This window comes from Streptomyces sp. XD-27 (assembly GCF_030553055.1).
Classification (GTDB): domain Bacteria; phylum Actinomycetota; class Actinomycetes; order Streptomycetales; family Streptomycetaceae; genus Streptomyces.
The window spans coordinates 7,353,755-7,371,412 of sequence record NZ_CP130713.1 but is presented as its reverse complement, the minus strand read 5'-3'; the positions used below and the strand labels follow the sequence as shown (position 1 = coordinate 7,371,412).

General features: G+C 74.1%; 11 protein-coding genes and 2 pseudogenes. 7 read left to right on the top strand and 6 right to left on the bottom strand.

Going from position 1 to position 17,658, the window contains the following annotated elements:
- The first annotated feature begins 171 nt into the window (after positions 1–171).
- The 4 genes and pseudogenes from Q3Y56_RS32410 (at position 172) to Q3Y56_RS32395 (ending at position 7,079) form a co-directional block, all read left to right on the top strand.
- A complete protein-coding gene (locus Q3Y56_RS32410) occupies positions 172–861 on the top strand; it encodes a thioesterase II family protein (protein WP_304465285.1) in 690 nt (229 codons plus the stop codon).
- A 222-nt stretch (positions 862–1,083) separates the two neighbouring features.
- Positions 1,084–3,258 (top strand): potassium-transporting ATPase subunit KdpB, encoded by a 2,175-nt coding sequence (gene kdpB, locus Q3Y56_RS32405; RefSeq protein ID WP_304465284.1) that lies wholly within the window; start codon positions 1,084–1,086, stop codon positions 3,256–3,258.
- A 116-nt stretch (positions 3,259–3,374) separates the two neighbouring features.
- Positions 3,375–5,632, top strand: a pseudogene (locus Q3Y56_RS32400) (family 2 encapsulin nanocompartment cargo protein terpene cyclase).
- Positions 5,633–5,687: 55 nt separating this feature from the next.
- On the top strand, positions 5,688–7,079 hold the full coding sequence (locus Q3Y56_RS32395; protein WP_304465283.1) for an NADP-dependent succinic semialdehyde dehydrogenase: 1,392 nt from the start codon (positions 5,688–5,690) through the stop codon (positions 7,077–7,079).
- A 25-nt stretch (positions 7,080–7,104) separates the two neighbouring features.
- On the opposite strand, the gene Q3Y56_RS32390 is transcribed toward Q3Y56_RS32395, so the two are convergent.
- From Q3Y56_RS32390 to Q3Y56_RS32375, 4 genes are all read right to left on the bottom strand, one after another.
- A complete protein-coding gene (locus Q3Y56_RS32390; RefSeq protein ID WP_304465282.1) occupies positions 7,105–7,866 on the bottom strand; it encodes a cyclopropane-fatty-acyl-phospholipid synthase family protein in 762 nt (253 codons plus the stop codon).
- A gap of 71 nt (positions 7,867–7,937) precedes the next feature.
- Entirely contained in the window at positions 7,938–8,195 is a 258-nt protein-coding gene (locus Q3Y56_RS32385; protein WP_304465281.1) for a hypothetical protein, read from the bottom strand.
- The gene (locus Q3Y56_RS32380) at positions 8,192–9,475 is read right to left on the bottom strand and encodes an ABC transporter substrate-binding protein (RefSeq protein WP_304465280.1); all 1,284 of its coding nucleotides are present in this window, start codon (positions 9,473–9,475) and stop codon (positions 8,192–8,194) included. Before Q3Y56_RS32380 ends, Q3Y56_RS32385 begins: the two co-directional genes overlap by 4 nt.
- Positions 9,472–9,828, bottom strand: coding sequence for a hypothetical protein (locus Q3Y56_RS32375; RefSeq protein WP_304465279.1), 357 nt, complete (start codon positions 9,826–9,828; stop codon positions 9,472–9,474). Before Q3Y56_RS32375 ends, Q3Y56_RS32380 begins: the two co-directional genes overlap by 4 nt.
- Positions 9,829–9,995: 167 nt before the next feature.
- Between Q3Y56_RS32375 and Q3Y56_RS32370 the strand changes: the two genes are divergently transcribed.
- Positions 9,996–11,594 carry a hypothetical protein gene (locus tag Q3Y56_RS32370; RefSeq protein WP_304465278.1) on the top strand — a complete coding sequence of 533 codons (1,599 nt, stop codon included), beginning with the start codon at positions 9,996–9,998 and terminating at the stop codon, positions 11,592–11,594.
- 56 nt (positions 11,595–11,650) lie between these two features.
- On the opposite strand, the gene Q3Y56_RS32365 is transcribed toward Q3Y56_RS32370, so the two are convergent.
- Positions 11,651–12,511 carry a universal stress protein gene (locus Q3Y56_RS32365; RefSeq protein ID WP_304465277.1) on the bottom strand — a complete coding sequence of 287 codons (861 nt, stop codon included), beginning with the start codon at positions 12,509–12,511 and terminating at the stop codon, positions 11,651–11,653.
- A gap of 128 nt (positions 12,512–12,639) precedes the next feature.
- Between Q3Y56_RS32365 and Q3Y56_RS32360 the strand changes: the two genes are divergently transcribed.
- Positions 12,640–13,725 (top strand): serine hydrolase, encoded by a 1,086-nt coding sequence (locus Q3Y56_RS32360; protein ID WP_304465276.1) that lies wholly within the window; start codon positions 12,640–12,642, stop codon positions 13,723–13,725.
- Between the two features lie 49 nt (positions 13,726–13,774).
- Here the strand turns inward: Q3Y56_RS32360 and Q3Y56_RS32355 are convergent, their stop codons facing one another.
- Positions 13,775–16,129 carry a SpoIIE family protein phosphatase gene (locus tag Q3Y56_RS32355; protein ID WP_304465275.1) on the bottom strand — a complete coding sequence of 785 codons (2,355 nt, stop codon included), beginning with the start codon at positions 16,127–16,129 and terminating at the stop codon, positions 13,775–13,777.
- A 52-nt stretch (positions 16,130–16,181) separates the two neighbouring features.
- Here Q3Y56_RS32355 and Q3Y56_RS32350 point away from each other — a divergent pair.
- Positions 16,182–17,653 (top strand): annotated as a pseudogene (locus Q3Y56_RS32350) (DNA-3-methyladenine glycosylase 2 family protein).
- Positions 17,654–17,658: the final 5 nt, after the last annotated feature.

Sequence of the window (17,658 nt, the reverse complement as noted above, 5' to 3'; positions counted from 1 at the left end):
ACCCGCCGCGGTGGCGCTCCAACATCAAGAAATCCACGGCGGCTTCGGCGGCGCCCGGCGGAGCAAGTACGATCGGTTTCCCATTTCGCCCTCTTTCCTACGGGAGTTCAGGTGACCGCATCGCTGCTCCGCCCGCTGCCCCGGCCGGACGCCGGACGGAGTTTGGTGTGCATGAGCTTCGGAGGGGGCGGCACCAGGTCGTTCCGGCCATGGGCCCACGCCCTGCCCGATGACGTCGAGCTGGTGCTGCACCGCTACCCGGGTCGGGAGTCGAGGTTCCACGTCCCCTTCGCGGAGGACTGGGACGAACTGGTCGGCGACGCCCTGAGGTCGGTCCGCACCCTGGCCGACCGCCCCTATGTCCTGCTGGGGCACAGCATGGGCGCCTGGGTCGCCTTCGACCTCGCGCAGCGGCTGGAGCGGGCGGGCGTCGCCCCGCCGCAGGCGCTGGTGGTCTCGGGCGCGCACGCCCCGCTCTTGGGGCACAACCCGCGCACCGAGACGCCGATGCTGTCGGACACCGACGAGGAGCTGGCGGACTGGATGTGCTCGGTGGGCCAGTTGCCGGAGGAGCTGCTGGCCGAGCCCGATCTCGTGGCGATCGCCGTGGACACCTTCCGCGCGGATCTGCGCGCCATGGACAGCTACCGGTGCGCGCCGGACGCGCGGGCCGGCGTGCCGCTGCAGGTGCTCCACGGGGAGCACGACGTCCTGGACGCCGCCCGGTTGGAGCGGTGGCACTCCCTGGCCGACGCCGGATGCCATGCCACCCGGCTGCCCGGCGGCCACTTCTACACGCCCGAGGTGTGGGCGCGGCTGCCCGAGTACGTGGACGCGCTCAAGCCCGCCCGGCACTGGTGACGCGCGCCGTCCACACGGGCCTTGACGGGGCTCTGACGGCGGCGCGGCGGATTCTGACGCGGGCTTGACGGCACGGGCGGCCGTTCGTCAAAGGGGCGCCAATTTCCGCAGCTCAGCAGGGGTATGCGGGCATGTGGGGAGCTAGATTCCGGGGCGGCCGCCGGGACGCCGGCGGGCCGGGTTCTCGCGTCCCGGCCGACACCCCACGAGAAGGTCTCCCCGATGCTCCCCGCTGCACCGCACCAGGCTCCGACGGACTCCGCGGACCCGACAGCCCCGGCGGACCCGACACCCCGGCGAGGCGGGCCGGAAGTCAGGTCCCACCGTCGCCGCGCGGCCGGCTTCTTCCAGCCGGTGCAGCTGGTCACGGCCTTCCCCGAGGCGCTGCGGAAGCTGCACCCGCGGGCGCTGGCGCACAATCCCGTGCTGTTCGTGGTGGCCGCGGGGGCGGTGCTGACGACGCTGTCCGCGGTGTTCCACCCCTCCGTCTTCACCTGGGTGATCAGCTGCTGGCTGTGGCTGACCGTCGTCTTCGCCAACCTCGCCGAGGCCGTCGCGGAGGGGCGCGGCAAGGCGCAGGCCGAGTCGCTGCGCCGGGCACGCACCGCGATGGTCGCGCAGCGGCTGCGGCACTGGCGGGTGGGCATGGACGTGGACCGCGCCGAACTGACGATGGTCGCGGCCGACAAGCTGCGGATGTTCGACTTCGTGCTCGTGGAGGCCGGGATGCCGATCCCGGCCGACGGCGAGGTCGTCGCGGGTGTGGCGGCGGTCGACGAGTCGGCCGTGACCGGGGAGTCCGCGCCCGTCATCCGCGAGTCGGGCGGGGACCGGTCGGGGGTGACCGGCGGCACCACGGTGCTGTCCGACGCGATCGTCGTACGGGTCACCTCGCGCCCCGGGAACAGCTTCCTGGACCGGATGATCGCCCTGGTGGAGGGCACCACCCGGCAGAAGACGCCCAACGAGGTCGCGCTGAACATCCTGCTCGCCGCGCTCACCATCATCTTCGTGCTGGTGGTGGTGGCGCTCCAGCCGATGGCCGAGTACGCGGACGCCGCCCAGTCCACCACCGTGCTCGTCGCCCTCCTCGTCACCCTCATCCCGACCACGATCGGCGCGCTGATCTCGGCGATCGGCATCGCCGGCATGGACCGGCTGGTGCAGCGCAACGTGCTGGCGATGTCGGGCCGGGCGGTCGAGGCCGCGGGGGACGTCGACACGCTGCTGCTGGACAAGACCGGCACCATCACCCTCGGCAACCGCGAGGCGTCTGCCTTCGTGCCGCTGCCGGGCATGGACGAGGTGCGGCTCGCCGACGCGGCGCAGCTGGCCTCGCTGGCCGACGAGACCCCCGAGGGCCGGTCGATCGTCGTACTGGCCCAGAGGAAGTACGGGCTGCGGGAGCCGGCCGAGGGCGAGCTGCGGCAGGCGCGGTACGTGGAGTTCAGCGCCAAGACCCGGATGAGCGGGGTCGACCTGCGCTGGGAGGGCGGCGGCGCGTGCCACATCCGCAAGGGCGCGGCGGCCGAGGTGATCCGCTGGGTGGAGATGTACGGCGGTCAGGTCCCGCCCCAGGCCCGGATGTTCACCGACTCGATCGCGGCCTCCGGGGGCACGCCGCTGCTGGTCGCGGTGCACGACGGCGACGGGCCCCGGGTGCTCGGCGTCATCCACCTCAAGGACGTGGTCAAGGACGGCATCCGGGAGCGGTTCGCCGAGCTGCGCCGGATGGGCATCCGTACGGTCATGGTCACCGGCGACAACCCGCTGACCGCCAAGGCCATCGCCGCCGAGGCGGGCGTGGACGACTTCCTCGCCCAGGCCACGCCGGAGGACAAGCTCGCCCTCATCCGGCGGGAACAGGCCGACGGCAAGCTCGTCGCGATGACGGGGGACGGCACGAACGACGCCCCGGCGCTCGCGCAGGCGGACGTCGGCGTGGCCATGAACACCGGCACCTCGGCCGCCAAGGAGGCCGGGAACATGGTGGACCTGGACTCCAACCCGACCAAGCTGATCGAGATCGTGGAGATCGGCAAGCAGCTGCTCATCACGCGCGGCGCGCTGACCACCTTCTCCATCACCAACGACGTCGCGAAGTACTTCGCGATCACCCCGGCGATGTTCTCCTCCGCCTACCCGGGCCTGGAGTCGCTCAACATCATGGGGCTGCAGAGCCCGACCTCGGCGATCGCCTCGGCGATCATCTTCAACGCGCTGATCATCGTGGCGCTGATCCCGCTCGCGCTGCGCGGGGTCCGCTACACCCCGGCGTCCGCGCACGACCTGCTCCGCAGGAACCTGGCGGTCTACGGGCTCGGCGGGCTGGTGCTGCCCTTCATCGGGATCAAGCTGATCGACCTGGTGATCTCCGCGGTGCCTGGCCTGGGCTGACCCCGCGCCGACGCCATGACCAGCCGGTATGACTATTCCGGGGGCCGGATGGCCCGCCGAAGGTCCGGGTAAGAGCACCCAGTCGTTCTGCGGACCTCAGGAAAGGCACGCGTCAGGTGACCCAGCCGTTCGAACTTCCCGACTTCTACATGCCGTATCCGGCGCGGCTGAACCCGCACGTCGGGCAGGCCAGGGAGCACTCGGCCCGGTGGGCGTCGGAGATGGGGATGCTGGAGGGTTCCGGCATCTGGACCCGGGAGGATCTCGACGCCCACGACTACGCGCTGCTGTGCGGCTACACCCATCCGGACGCGTCGGCGGCGGATCTGGCGCTGGTGACGGACTGGTACGTATGGGTGTTCTTCTTCGACGACCACTTCCTGGAGGTCTTCAAGCGGACGCAGGACCGGGCGGGCGGCAAGCAGTATCTGGACCGGCTGCCCGCGTTCATGCCGATGGAGCTGTCCGCCGGGTTCCCGGAGCCGACCAATCCGGTGGAGGCCGGGCTCGCGGACCTGTGGGCCCGGACGGTGCCCGCGATGTCCATGGAGTGGCGCGAGCGGTTCGCGGAGAGCACCGAGAACCTCCTCAACGAGTCCCTGTGGGAGCTCGCCAACATCAACGCCGACCGCGTCGCCAACCCCGTCGAGTACATCGAGATGCGCCGGAAGGTCGGCGGGCGCCGTGGTCGGCCGGGCTCATCGAGTTCGCCGCGCACGCCGAGGTGCCGGCGCCCATCGCCGGCTCGCGGCCGATGCGCGTGCTCAAGGAGTGCTTCGCCGACGCGGTGCACCTGCGCAACGACCTGTTCTCGTACCAGCGGGAGATCGAGGACGAGGGCGAGCTGAGCAACGGCGTCCTCGTCCTGCGGAAGTTCTTCGACTGCACCACCCAGGAGGCCGCGGACTCCGTCAACGACCTGCTGACCTCCCGGCTCCAGCAGTTCGAGAGCACCGCCCTCACCGAGGTCCCGCCGCTGCTGGTCGAGCAGCGTCTGGACCCGCAGGCGTGCGCCGACGTGGCGGCGTACGTCAAGGGGCTCCAGGACTGGCAGTCGGGGGGCCACGAGTGGCACATGCGCTCCAGCCGCTACATGAACGGCGCGGCACAGGGGTCCGCCCCCAACCCGTGGTCGCCGTTCGCCCTCAGCGGGCTCGGCACCTCGGCGGCGAACATCACGCTCACCGGCCGATCCGAAGCCGCCAGGTCCCGCAGGTTCACCCACATCCCGTTCCAGCGGGTCGGCCCGGCGCAGGTGCCCGACCTCTACATGCCCTTCACCACCACCCTCAGCCCCCATCTGGAGCCGGCGCGCCGCAACCTCGTCCAGTGGGCGCACCGGATGGGCATGCTCGAACCCGAGCCCGGCATCCCCGGCTCGCACATCTGGACCGAGGAGAAGCTGGTCGACTTCGACTTCCCGCTGTGCTCCGCGGGCATCCACCCGGACGCCACGCCCGAGGAGCTCGACCTCACCTCGGCCTGGCTGACCTGGGGGACGTACGCCGACGACTACTACCCCGTCGTCTTCGGGCGCACCCGGGACCTGGCGGGCGCCAGGCTGGCGAACGAGCGGCTCACCGCCCTCATGCCGCTGGAGGGCCCCCTCACGGCCGTGCCGGTGGGCGCCATGGAACGCGGCCTGGCCGATCTGTGGACGCGTACGGCGGAGCCGATGGCGCCCGAGGCCCGGGCGGTGTTCCGCAAGACCGTCGTGGACATGATCGACAGCTGGCTGTGGGAGCTCGCCAACATGGCGCTGAACCGCGTCCCCGACCCGGTGGACTACATCGAGATGCGGCGGCTGACCTTCGGCTCCGACCTGACGATGGCGCTGGCCCGGCTGGCGCACGGCAAGCGGGTGCCGCCGGAGATCTACCGCAGCGGGCCGATGCGGTCCCTGGAGAACGCCGCGGCCGACTACGCCTGCCTGATGAACGACCTCTTCTCGTACCAGAAGGAGATCGAGTACGAGGGCGAGGTGCACAACGCCGTCCTCGTCGTCCAGAACTTCTTCGACTGCGACTACCCGACCGGGGTGGCCATCGTCCAGGACCTGATGACCGGGCGGATGCGCGAGTTCCAGCATGTCGCCGAGCACGAACTCCCCGTTCTCTACGACGCCTTCGGGCTGGACGAGGCGGCCAGGGAGGTGCTGGAGGGGTACGTGACCGAGCTGGAGAACTGGATGGCCGGAATCCTGGGGTGGCACCGCGGCGTCCGCCGCTACAGCGAGGAGGCCCTGCTGCGCCATCACCGGACCGGGCTGTCCCTGCCGCTCACCGGGCCCTCGGGCCCGGGTACGTCGGCCGCGCGGCTGCACCTGGTCGGGACGTCGGCCATGGCCCGATCGGGCCTGATGACCAGTAGCTGAGGACCAGGGGGCCAGGGGGCCAGGGGGGCCAGTCGACGAAAGGAAGAAGCACCCCATGGCCATCGCGACGGTGAACCCGGCGACCGGCGAGACCCTGCAGACCTTCGAGGAGCTGGGACCCGAGGAGATCGAGCGGCGGCTGGCCGCCGCCGACTCCGCCTTCCGCCGCTTCCGCGGCCTCGGCCTCGGCGAGCGCGCCGCTCTGCTGAACCGCGCCGCCGAGCTGCTGGAGGCGGACCAGGAGGACGTCGCCCGCAAGGTGACGACCGAGATGGGCAAGCCGCTGGCCGCGGCCCGCGCCGAGGCCGCCAAGTGCGTCAAGGCGATGCGCTGGTACGCCGCGCACGCCGCGGAGCTGCTGTCCGAGGAGCGGCCGGCGGAGGCCGACGTACGGGACTCGGGCGCCGCCGCGGCCCGCGTCGTGCACCGTCCGCTCGGCCCGGTGCTGGCCGTGATGCCGTGGAACTTCCCGCTGTGGCAGGTGATCCGGTTCGCCGCGCCCGCGCTGATGGCGGGCAACGTCGGCCTGCTCAAGCACGCCTCGAACGTGCCGCGGACCGCGCTGTACCTGGAGGAGCTGTTCCTGCGGGCGGGCTACCCGGCGGGCTGCTTCCAGACGCTGCTGGTCGGCGCGGCGGCCGTCGAGGGCATCCTGCGCGATCCGCGGATCGCGGCGGCCACGCTCACCGGCAGCGAATCGGCGGGGCGGTCGGTGGCCGCCGTCGCCGGCGACGAGGTCAAGAAGACGGTGCTGGAGCTGGGCGGCAGCGACCCGTACGTGGTGCTGCCCTCGGCCGACATCGAGCAGGCGGCGCGCACGGCCGTCACGGCGCGGGCGCAGAACAACGGCCAGTCGTGCATCGCGGCCAAGCGCTTCATCGCGCACCGCGACGTGTACGACGACTTCGCGGCCCGCTTCACCGGGGGCATGGCGGCCCTGACGGTGGGCGACCCGATGGCGGAGTCCACCGACATCGGTCCGCTCTCCACCGAGAAGGGCCGCGCCGACCTGGAGGAACTGGTCGAGGACGCGGTGCGGCACGGAGCGCGGACCCTGTGCGGCGGGCGCCGTCCGCCGGGGCTCGAACGGGGCTGGTTCTACGAGCCGACGGTGCTGGCCGGGGTCACCCCCCGGATGCGGATCCACCGCGAGGAGGCGTTCGGGCCGGTCGCCGCACTGTACCGGGTGGACGACCTCGACGAGGCGCTCGCCCTGGCCAACGGCACCTCCTTCGGTCTCAGTTCGAATGTGTGGACCCGCGACGAGGCCGAGCAGGAGCGGTGCGTACGGGACATGGAGGCGGGCGGGGTCTACTTCAACGGCATGACGGCCTCGCACCCCGCGTTCCCGTTCGGCGGGGTCAAGCGGTCCGGCTACGGGCGGGAGCTGTCGGGCTACGGGATCCGCGAGTTCTGCAACACCACGACGGTCTGGTACGGCCCGTGAGGCTCCCGCCGCTCGCCTTCGGGTGTCAGTCGACCGGGATCAGGGTCAGATACGCGAGTCCGAGCACGCCGCGGTAGGCGAGGCGGCTCGTGCGGTGGCGGTCGAGGCGTTCGCGGGTCTCGGCGGCCAGCGGGTGGTCGCCGTGCGTGGCCAGCCACTCCTCCGTATCGGCCTGGTACGCCGACTCGAACTCGTCCCATTCGTCCTGACCGGCCGTCTCGATCCATTCGGGGCGGAATCCGGCCGCGACGGCGGCGTCGGCGAGACCGGCGAGGTCGAGGTGCTCACCGGCGTGGGCGCCCGGCCACATGCGGGAGAGTTCGGCCTCGGTGGGGGTGCGCTCCCAGAAGCCCTCGCCGAGGAGGACCCGGCCGCCGGGCGCGACCAGGCGGCGGAGCTCGCCGAGCGCGGCGGTGGTGTGCCGGGGCGGTGCGGCGTCGCTGAGGGCGTGGCTGGCGCCGAGGCACAGGACGAGGTCGGCGGGCCCGCGGGTGGTCCCGACGGCGGACTCCTCCACGAACTCCATCCGGTCGGCGAGTCCGCGGGCCGTCGCGTTGCGCCGGCCCCGGGCCAGGTCGTCGGCGCATATGTCGAGGCCGACGCCGGTGGCCCCGGGGGCGGCGTCGAGGATGCGGAGCGTCAGCTCGGCCCAGCCGCAGCCGATGTCGAGGACGGTGGCGGGGCCGGTGCGGGTGAGGCGCCGCACGATGCGGTCGGCGCGGGCCTCGGAGAGGGGCCCGTGGAAGGCGAGGCGCGTGCTGCGCGGGGGTGGTGAGGAGTCGGTCATGCCCACGGACGCTAGCCGCGCGCGGGCGCGGCGCCCACCGAATATCGGCCCGCCGCCTGGGACTCGGGCGGTCAGGGGCGGACCGTCCCCCGGTAGGTGTAGCGCCGTTCCGGTTCCGGGCGCAGTTCGACCAGCGCCATCGGCTTGTCCCGCGGGTTGCCGCGGTCGTCGAACGCGATGGGGCCGCTCAGCCCGCGCAGGGTCTCGCGCTTGCCGACCTGGAGCAGCATGTTCCGTACCCCCGCCGCGTCCACGGCGTCGCTGCCCTGCGGGCCCGCCGCGTCGCGGATCGCCTCGCCGAGGCTGAGGACCGCGTCGTGCCCCATCATGGCCTGGCCGCTGAGCAGTTCCCGGTCCCCGCCGAAGGCGAGGTCGTACGCCTTGCGGAAGGCCGGATAGGGGTTGCCGGCGCGGCCGGGGTAGATCTTCGGGGTGCTGTCGGGGTGGGCGTAGGCGGTGTAGAGGACCTTGACCCCATCGGCGGCGCGCCAGCGGTCCAGTACGTCGCCGCCGACGGCCCCGGCGCCCTTGACCGGCGGGTCGTAGAACATGCCGAGGGCGCTGGAGCCGGAGAGCACGGTGATGGGGCAGTCGCGGCCGGGGCGGTGAGGGCCTCGACGAGGAGTTTCAGTTCCCGTCCGCGGCCGGCGAAATAGACGGCGTCCAGGCGGCGTTCGGGGCGGCAGACGGTCTCGGCGATGGTGGCGAGCGCGGTGGCGGCCGAGGAGCTGCCGGAGACGAACGGATAGCCGTCGGCCGTCTCCAGCCGCAGCTTCTCGGCGGCCGCGGCGCGCTCGAAGTCCTCGTCGAGCGACTCGTTGTACGCGTCGTCGTCCTTGATGTCCTTGATGACGTCGATGCGGTAGCCGGGGTCGCGCTGCCGCCGCTTGAGGTAGTCGGCGGCGATGGACGCCTGGTCGCGGTTGGGTGAGGAGACCCGGAAGAACGTGGGCCGCGGCGTGGCCAGCCGGTCGGCGGCGACCGTGGAGCCCACCATGGGGACGCCCGCGCCGCGCAGGGCCCGGACCGCGGACTCGGTGGTGGCCAGGGACTGCCCGAAACCGGCGACCGCGACCAGCCGGTGGTCGCCGTCGCCCTTCATGCCGATCAGCTGGTCCACCAGCGGGCGCCACTGCTCGCCGCCCTGCCCGCTGTTGGCCAGCAGCAGTTTGATCTGCGGGGTGCGGCCGTGGCCGCCCTGGTGGTTGAGTTCCATCTGGGCCAGGTACGCGCCCTCGACGGCCTGCCGGACGACGTCCGGTCCGCGGTCGTTGCCGGCGGTGTCCCCGCGCCGGGTCATGGGCTCGGTGTAGGCGACGGCCACCCAGTCCTCGCCGGACTCGGCCACCCGCCGGTTCTCGGCCCGGATCTTCTCGCTGACCTCGCGCAGGGCCTCGCTGAAGACGAAGCGGCCGTCGGTGACTCCGACGCACTCGTCCCCGGGCCCGCGCTTGACCACGCCTTCGGAGCAGGTGCGCGCCGACTCCCGCCGGGCGTCGACCAGCCGGACGGTTCCCACGGCCACCGCGACCGCCAGCACCAGGCCGAGCACGGTCCACAGGCGCCACCGCGACGGCGGGGCGGGCGGTACGAGCGCAGGGCGGGTCACCACGGCTTCCCTTCGTACTGTGCCGCCTTGCCGAGCAGCACCGGGTTCCACGAGACGCTGTCGGTGTGCGCCGCCAGGGTGCGGAACCGGGCGGCGATCTCGCCGTACAGCTCCGCGTACAGGTCTCCCAGCGGGTTGCGGTACGGGTCCCCGGTGCGGTCCGCGGCGGCGGGCGGCGGTTCGGGGCTGATCCAGCTGGCGGCCAGCAGCCGGGTGACGGTGCGCAGGCGGCTCTCGATGACGCCTTCGCCGAGGAAGGCGACGAGTTGCTCGTAGCGTTCCCACGGGGGCCTTCGAGGGCGCCGCCGGGCGTGTGCACCGGTGCCCTGCGCAGTCGGCCGAGGTCGGCGCACCACTCCTGGGGGGTGCCGCGCCCGAAGCGCTCGTTGAGGTATCCCGCCGCGGTGGCCAGGTCACCGCAGGCGAGGGCGTGGTAGGCGACGAGCAGCGGCTCGCCGGTCTCCTGCGCGTGGGCCCGCAGCGCCGTGTGCGTGACCGTCCAGGTGCCGTCCGAGGTGCCGTGTCCGCCGTCGCCTGGGTCCTGGGCGGCCAGCTTGCGCAGCAGCAGGAAGCGCAGCAGCGGGTGCAGTACCTGGTCGGCGCCGTGGCCGCCGTCGGGGGCGGGGTCACCGCCGCCGGTGTGCATGGTGCGCAGCGCGTCCGCGGCGAAGGCCTCGAACTCCCTGCGCACCGCCGCGTCCGCCTCGCTCCACAGGGCTCCGGCGGCCCCGGCGCGCGCCAGGTCGGCGGCGGCGGAGGCGCGGGTGAGGACCCGGACCAGCTCCCGGCCCGCGTCGACCGGCAGCAGCCGCTCCAGCAGGTCGTCCACCAGCGTTCCGGAGGGTTCGAAGAGGCGCCGCAGCCGCTCGTCCCACGCCACCTGCTCGCGGTGGCCGAGCAGCGCCTCCAGTACGGCGGCGGTGGCGGCGGGCTGGCCGCGGGTCAGCTCGTAGACGGCCCAGCCGAGCCATTTCATGCCGCTGTCGGCCTTGGGCGGCGGCACCCGGCGGCCCGCCTCGTGGAGGATCTCCTTGGCCTGCCGCTCCACTTCGAGGCGGTGCAGGTCGCGCAGCTGCCCGACGCGCAGGCCGCGGGCGAGCCGCTCCGGCCGGAACCTTTCCTCGGCCCCGTCCCAGCGCCCCGGGTACGCGCCGTGGCGGGGCGACCCGCCCCAGGCGTGGTCCTCCAGCGCCTTGGGATAGCTGCCCGCGGCGGCCAGCACCAGCAGCGGGTCGGGGGCGTCGGTCCCGCGCCGCACCTCCAGCAGGAGCTCCAGGAAGTCGCTGCCCAGCGGGCTGTCGACGTTGTCGAGCAGCAGCAGGCAGCGGGTGGTGCGGCGGCGGCCGCCGCGGCGGCTCCCGTAGGCCCGGCGCAGGTCGTCCAGGAACGCCTCGAACAGCACGGCCTCGGCCCGTTTGCGCTCCTCTTCCTCCTGGGCCCCGTAGCGCTGGTTGAGGGCGAGCAGGAAGGTGTCGGGCGGGAGTTCGGGGGTGGCGCGCCGGATGCGGGACAGCCGCCAGCGGGTGCGCAGCCGGGCCCAGCCGCGCTGCCACTCGGGCAGCAGCAGGAGGGCGGCGTCGACCAGGCCCGGGGCGCCGAGGGCGGCCGCGGCGTCGGCCAGCCGGCCCAGTACCTCGGTGCGGCGGCTGTCCGGGCCGCCCAGCGCGTCGGCCATGTCCCGGACGGCGGCGTCCCGGCCGCCGCCCACCTCGGTGGCCACGGCGATCGCCAGCAGGCCGAAGGAGGGGAAGGTGAGCCGGGGGAAGTCCTTCTTGCGGGCGTTGAGTTCGAAGACCGCGGCGGCCAGCGCGTCGATCGGCTTGCCGCCCTCCTGCCCGAGCGCGGCCAGGTCGAGCCGTGCGACGGGGGCGCGCCGGGCCCACTCGGCCAGCCGCCGCAGCAGGGTGGTCTTGCCGCTGCCGCGCGCGCCGAGCAGCAGCGTGACGTCCAGCCGGGTGGCGGCCGCCGGACGGCGGGCGGCGGAGAACCGTCGCCTGGGGGCGTACGGCCGGATCAGCTGGTCCTCGACATAGGCCTCCACGGCCTGGTCCCGCTCCGACTCCCCCGCCCACTCACGACGCATCGCTCTCCCCTGCGGCCACCCCCGTCACCGCCCTAACTAAGCGTCAATCGGCGTTGATGACAAGTGGGTTGCCGTCAGCTGGCAGCGACATGTCACGGATACGGCACCACGGCCACCGGGCACGGCGCGTGGTGGAGCACCGCGTGGGTGACGGAGCCGATCCCCTTGCGGCCGGAGGTGCGGCGTCCGACGACCACCAGGTCGGCCCGGCCGCTCGCCGTCAGCAGCACCTCGGGCGCGCCGCCGATCTCGACGTGCTCGGTGACCGGCACGTCGGGGTGGCGCTCCCGCCAGGGGCGCAGCGCGTCGGCCAGCAGGCGCCGGTTGAGCGGCTCGGGGCCGCCGGCGTCGTCGGCGGCGCGCAAGGCTTGGGTGCCCAGCTCGAACGGTCCGGGCAGATGCCAGGCGCGTACGGCCCGCAGGGGCGCGCCGCGCGCCGCGGCGGCCGTGAACGCGAACTCCAGCACCGGGGCGCCCTCCTCGCCGGTCTCCCGCACTCCGGTCACCACCTCCCCCGGGCCGCCGGGGCCGGGTTCGTACCCGCCGCGCACCACCACGACCGGGCCGGTGGCCTGGCGCAGCACCTGGAGGCTGACCGAGCCCAGCAGGAAGCCGGCCAGCGCGCCGTGCCCGCGGGATCCCAGGACCAGCAGATCGGCGTCGGCGGCCGCCGCGAGCAGGGCGGGCACCGGTTCGTCGGAGCGCGCTTCGGCGGACACGGACAGCTCTGGGTGGCCGCGCCGTACCCGGTCCTCGGCCGTGCGCAGCACCTCGCGCGCCCAGTCGCGGCGGCCTTGGGTGTCGGCGTCGGTGGGGGTGTCCAACGGATGCCAGGCCCAAGCGTGCACCAGTCGCAGCGCCGCGCCCCGGGCGGACGCCTCGGCGGCGGCCCAGTCGGCGGCGGCGAGGCTGGGGTCGGTGCCGTCCAGGCCGACGGCGATGGTGCCGGTCATGTCGCGCCTCTCACAGGGCAGGGGGCCGTTTCCACCCGATTATTCGGTCGCCGTGGCCGCCCCGCCTGTGGATCATGAGAGCGCGCCGCGGCAGGGGCCGCGGCCGCGGAGCCCACGAGGAGCAGCTGATGTCCCGTAACGGACCGCTCGACGCGGACGAGATCGCGCGTCGCGTCCGGAAGTCGGCCGAGGAGCACGGCTTCTCCGGGGCGGTGGTGGTCGCCCGGGCCGGGGAGCCGGTCTTCGCCGACGCGTTCGGCTGGGCCAGCCGGGCCTGGCGGATCCCCAACACGGTCGGAACGCGCTTCCGGGTGGCCTCCGTATCGAAGATGTTCACCGCCGTCGCCGTGCTGCGGCTGGTCGAGCAGGGCCGGGTCGGGCCGGCGGACCGGCTGGCGCCGCTGCTCGGGGCGCGCGGGGCCTGGCTGCCGCCGGAGGTGACGGTAAGTCATGCGCTGACGATGACGTCGGGCATCGCCGACTGGTTCGACGAGGGCGGCGACTGGGCGGCCGAGTGGGCCGCGCTGACCGCCGCCCATCCGCTGTATCTGCTGCGCGACAACGCCGACTACCTGCCGCTGTTCGCCGGCAAGGAGCCGCTGTTCGCGCCCGGCGAGCGCCACCGGTACAACGGTGCGGGGTACATCCTCCTCGGTCTGCTGCTGGAGTCCCTCACCGGCAGGCCGTACGCCGATGTGATCCATGACCAGGTCTTCGCCAGGGCGGCCATGGCGGACTCCGGCTTCGTGGCGCTGGACGAGGTCGTGCCGGGCGTCGCCGAGGGCCATCTGCCGCCGGAGGAGGCGGCGGACGGGCGGCGTACCGGCTGGCGCCGCAACGTCTACTCCGCCACCCCCGCGGCGGCCGCCGACGGCGGTGCCACCTGCACCGCCGACGATCTCGTCGGCTTCGCCCGCGCCCTGCGCTCGGGTCGGCTGCTGGGCGCGGACATGACCCGGCGGGCGCTCACCCCCCAGGTGCTGGAGCGTGCGGAGAAGGTGCGCGGCTACACCTGGAAGTACGGGTACGGCGTGATGTTCCTCCTGGACGACGACGGCACCGTGGTGCGCTGGGGCCATACCGGGGAGGAGGACGGGGTGAGCGCCCGCCTCTACCACTACCCCCGGCTGGACGCCGATGTCGCCATCCTGGGGAACGTCAGCGGATGTGCCGGGGCGCTGGGCTGGGACCTGCACGACGCGCTGACCGGCTGACGCACGCGCGCGCCGCCGGTGTCAGTCCGCTGGTGTCACACCACCGGTGTCAGTCCGCCGGTGCGGTGCGGGGGCGGCGGTGGACCAGCAGGACGGCGACGTCGTCGTCGTTCGGGGCGGAGACGGCCGGGGTGACGACCCGGTCGGCGAGCCGTTCGAGGTCCATGAGGCCGCTCCGTCCGACCGGGCCGGCCGCCGCGGCGGCGTCGGCGAGGCGGGCGGACAGTTCGGCGACCCCGTCGTCGTAGTCGCCGCCCGGCCGCTCCACCAGGCCGTCGGTGTAGAGCAGCAGCGTGGCGCCCTCGGGGAGGACCGCCTCGGTGACGGGGTAGTCCGCGTCGTCGAAGCAGCCCAGCGGGATGCCTCCGGGGCTCTCCAGCAGGGCCGCGCCGCCGTCCGGGGCGATGAGCAGGGGGTGGGGGTGCCCGGCGCGGACGATCCGGAGTCGGCCGTCGGCCGGGTCGATGTCCACGACGCAGCAGGTGGCGAAGAGGTCGGTGTCCATGTCGCACAGTGCCCGGTTGCCGCGGGCCATCAGCGCCGACAGCTGGTGTCCTTCGGCGGCGTGGGCCCGCATCGCGATCCGCAACTGGCCCATCACCGCCGCCGCGCGCACGTTGTGGCCCTGGACGTCGCCGATGACGACGGTGATCCGATCGTCCGGCATGGGCAGGGCGTCGTACCAGTCGCCGCCGACGTCCAGCCGATCCGAACCGGGCCGGTAGCGCACCAGGACGTCGAGGCCGGGCGGCGACGGCAGGCGGCCCGGCAGCATCATGCGCTGAAGCTCGGTCAGATGCGCGCGGCGTTCGTCGAAGAGCCGGGCCCTGGCCAGCGACTGGGCGAGGATGCCCGCGACACCGGCGACGACCAGCTGGTCGTCGAAGGAGAAGGCGCGCGGATGGTCGTAGATGATCAGGCAGGCTCCGACCAGTCCGTCGGCCGTCGCCAGCGGGAGGATCGCCCACGCGTGCAGCCCCGGCATCGGGGCCAGCCGCTCGTCGCGGATGCGTGCGAAGAACTCCTCGCGGCTTTCGATGAACATCGGCTCGCCGTCGCGCACGCCGGCCAGGAACGGGCTCTCGATACCGATGTCGGCGAGGTTCCGCAGCCGCTCCTGGTGTGCGGCGTCATAGCCGTGGGAGCCGATGAGCCGCATCCGCCCGCCGTCCTCCTTGAGGTAGATCGCCATGCGCTGGCCGCCGAGCGCGGGCAGGACGGTGTCCGCCACGGTGGCGACGACGTCGTCGATGGAGGAGGCCGCGGTGAACGCGCGGGTGATGTTGAGGACGAAGTCCTTGCGCGCCTGCCGTTCGTCCTCGCGGTTCTGCGCCTCGGTGCTGTCCTGGGCGACGCCGATCATGCCGCGCGGCTTGCCCACGGTGTCGTACAGGACGCGGCTCTCGGCGTCGATCCACCGGATCGCCTTGTCGTCGCGGCGCACGACGCGGTAGCGGACCTGGTACCTGCCCGTGACGAGGCTCTCCCGCACCGCGGCCTCGACCCGCGGGCGGTCCTCCGGCAGGACGGCCTCGTGAAAGGTCTCGATGCGGCCGTCGAACTCCTCGGGGGCGATGCCGAACAGCCGGCACAGCCGTTCGTCCCAGATGAGGCGGCCGGAGGCGAAGTCCCAGTCGAAGGAGCCGATCCCGGCGTTCGCCATGGCCATTTCCAGCATCGTCGCGCGGTCGCGGGCCTGCGGCGGATGAGGGTCGCGGGCGCGCGATCCGCCGCCCGGCGCGCGGTCCCGCGGCGTAAGGGCGAGCAGTTCGTCGAAGCGGTGGGCGCACAGGGCCGCCACGGTGAGGAACGCGCGGTGCCGGGCGGCGTCCAGCGGCACGCCGCCGGGCAGCGTCAGGGCGAGGGACCCGACGCAGCGGGAGCCCACGAGGAGAGGGAGCACGGCGTACTCGGCGGGCGGGGTGCCGTCCGCCGCGCCGGCCGCCTCCTCGTCGCGTGCCGCGGGCTCGCGGGGCTCGGCGGGCGGCTCGCGGGGCGGGCCGTAGACCGGCTCGTGGTCGCGGATGACCTGGGCGAACGGCAGGTCGGCGGCGGCGGAGACGACCCGGTACCGCTCCACCAGCTCGTCGGGCGCGCCGATCGCGGCAGCCAGGCGGATCAGCCCGTCGTCGTCGAGCCGGTAGAGCGCGGCCACCTCGACACGGGTGCCGGGCGCCAGGTCGACGGCCGCCATGGCCGCCGCCAGCAGGGACTCGCAGTCGGGGGCGGCGAGCAGCGGCGGCACCGCGCCCTCGTCGAGGCCACCGCCGGGGCCCCGGCGGCCTACCCCCGGCCCTCCGGCCATAGCAGCCTCCGTGTCCCGCTCGTGCCCCAGCCGCCTCGTGCCCGGCCGCGGTCCCATGGTCCTCCAGCACACCGCGGGCCGCATCAGCAGCGGCGCCATGTCCGATTCCCGCCAGCGACGGGGTCCGCCGTAGCGCACAGTGGAAGGCGTGATGGACGAGCAGAGCAGGTACGAGGCGGTGTGCAGCCGGGACGCGCGGTTCGACGGCGAGTTCTTCTTCGCCGTCTCCACCACCGGTATCTACTGCCGGCCGAGTTGCCCCGCGGTCACCCCCAAGCGGCAGAACGTGCGCTTCTACCCGACCGCGGCCGCCGCGCAGGGCTCGGGCTTCCGGGCCTGCCGCCGGTGCCGCCCCGACGCCGTGCCCGGCTCGGCGGAGTGGAACGCCCGCGCCGACGTGGTCGGGCGGGCGATGCGGCTGATCGGCGACGGCGTGGTGGACCGGGAGGGCGTGGCCGGGCTGGCGGCGCGGCTGGGCTACAGCGCCCGGCAGGTGCAGCGGCAGCTGAACGCGGAGCTGGGCGCCGGGCCGGTGGCCCTGGCCCGCGCACAGCGGGCGCACACGGCGCGGGTGCTGCTCCAGACGACCGGGCTGCGGGCCGCCGAGGTGGCGTTCGCGGCGGGCTTTGCGAGCGTGCGGCAGTTCAACGACACCGTCCGGGAGGTCTACGCGGCCACGCCGAGCCAGCTGCGGGCCGCCCCGCCGGGGGCGGGACGGGGGCGGAGCCCAGCGGGGGCGGCGGGGTGCCGCTGCGGCTCGCGTACCGGGGCCGGTACGGGGCCGCGGAGGTCTTCGGCTACCTGGGCCGGCGGGCGATCCCCGGGGTGGAGGAGGTGACCGGAGAGCCGGGGCGGAGGGTGTACCGGCGGACGCTGCGGCTGCCGCACGGCACGGGGGTCGCGGAGGTCTACGAGGGGCCGGAGGACCGCGGCTGGCTGCTGTGCCGGCTGCACCTGGGCGAACTGCGGGATCTGACCACCGCGACGCAGCGGGTGCGGCGGCTGTTCGACCTGGACGCCGATCCGTACGCGGTGGCGGAGCGGCTGGGGGCCGACGCGGTGCTGGGCCCGCTGGTGGCGCGCCGTCCGGGGATGCGGGCGCCGGGCGCGGCGGATCCGCGGGAGCTGGCGGTACGGGCGGTGCTGGGCCAGCAGGTCTCGGTGGCCGCGGGGCGGCGGCTGGGCGCGGCCCTGGTGGCGGCGTACGGCGAGCCGCTGCCCGGCGCGGAAGGCGGACCGGCTCCGTCGGGGACCGGGCTGACCCGGCTCTTCCCGTCCGCCGAGGTGCTCGCGGAGGCGTCCTTGGACGACATCGGGATGCCGGAGGCGCGGCGCGCCGCGCTGCGCACGGTCGCCACCGCGCTGGCGGACGGCACGGTGCGCCTGGACGCGGGGGCGGACCGGGACGAGGCGGAGCGGCGGCTGCTGGAGCTGCGCGGTGTCGGCCCGTGGACGGCCGGCTACGTCCGGATGCGGGCGCTGGGCGATCCGGACGTGCTGCTGTCCGGTGATGTGGCGATCAGGACCGCGATGCGGGAGATGGGCGCGGGCCCGGCGGACGCCGAGGGCTGGCGGCCGTGGCGGTCGTACGCGATGCACCACCTGTGGCACCGGGAGCGGTGAGGCGG

Bases quoted from the DNA above. Each gene is read 5' to 3' on its own strand.
- Q3Y56_RS32390 (WP_304465282.1), bottom strand. From the start codon at position 7,866: ATGACCGACTCCTCACCACCCCCGCGCAGCACGCGCCTCGCCTTCCAC.
- Q3Y56_RS32355 (WP_304465275.1), bottom strand. From the start codon at position 16,129: ATGGCGCCGCTGCTGATGCGGCCCGCGGTGTGCTGGAGGACCATGGGA.
- Q3Y56_RS32385 (WP_304465281.1), bottom strand. From the start codon at position 8,195: ATGATGGGGCACGACGCGGTCCTCAGCCTCGGCGAGGCGATCCGCGAC.
- Q3Y56_RS32360 (WP_304465276.1), top strand. From the start codon at position 12,640: ATGTCCCGTAACGGACCGCTCGACGCGGACGAGATCGCGCGTCGCGTC.
- kdpB (WP_304465284.1), top strand. From the start codon at position 1,084: ATGCTCCCCGCTGCACCGCACCAGGCTCCGACGGACTCCGCGGACCCG.
- Q3Y56_RS32410 (WP_304465285.1), top strand. From the start codon at position 172: ATGAGCTTCGGAGGGGGCGGCACCAGGTCGTTCCGGCCATGGGCCCAC.
- Q3Y56_RS32365 (WP_304465277.1), bottom strand. From the start codon at position 12,511: ATGACCGGCACCATCGCCGTCGGCCTGGACGGCACCGACCCCAGCCTC.
- Q3Y56_RS32395 (WP_304465283.1), top strand. From the start codon at position 5,688: ATGGCCATCGCGACGGTGAACCCGGCGACCGGCGAGACCCTGCAGACC.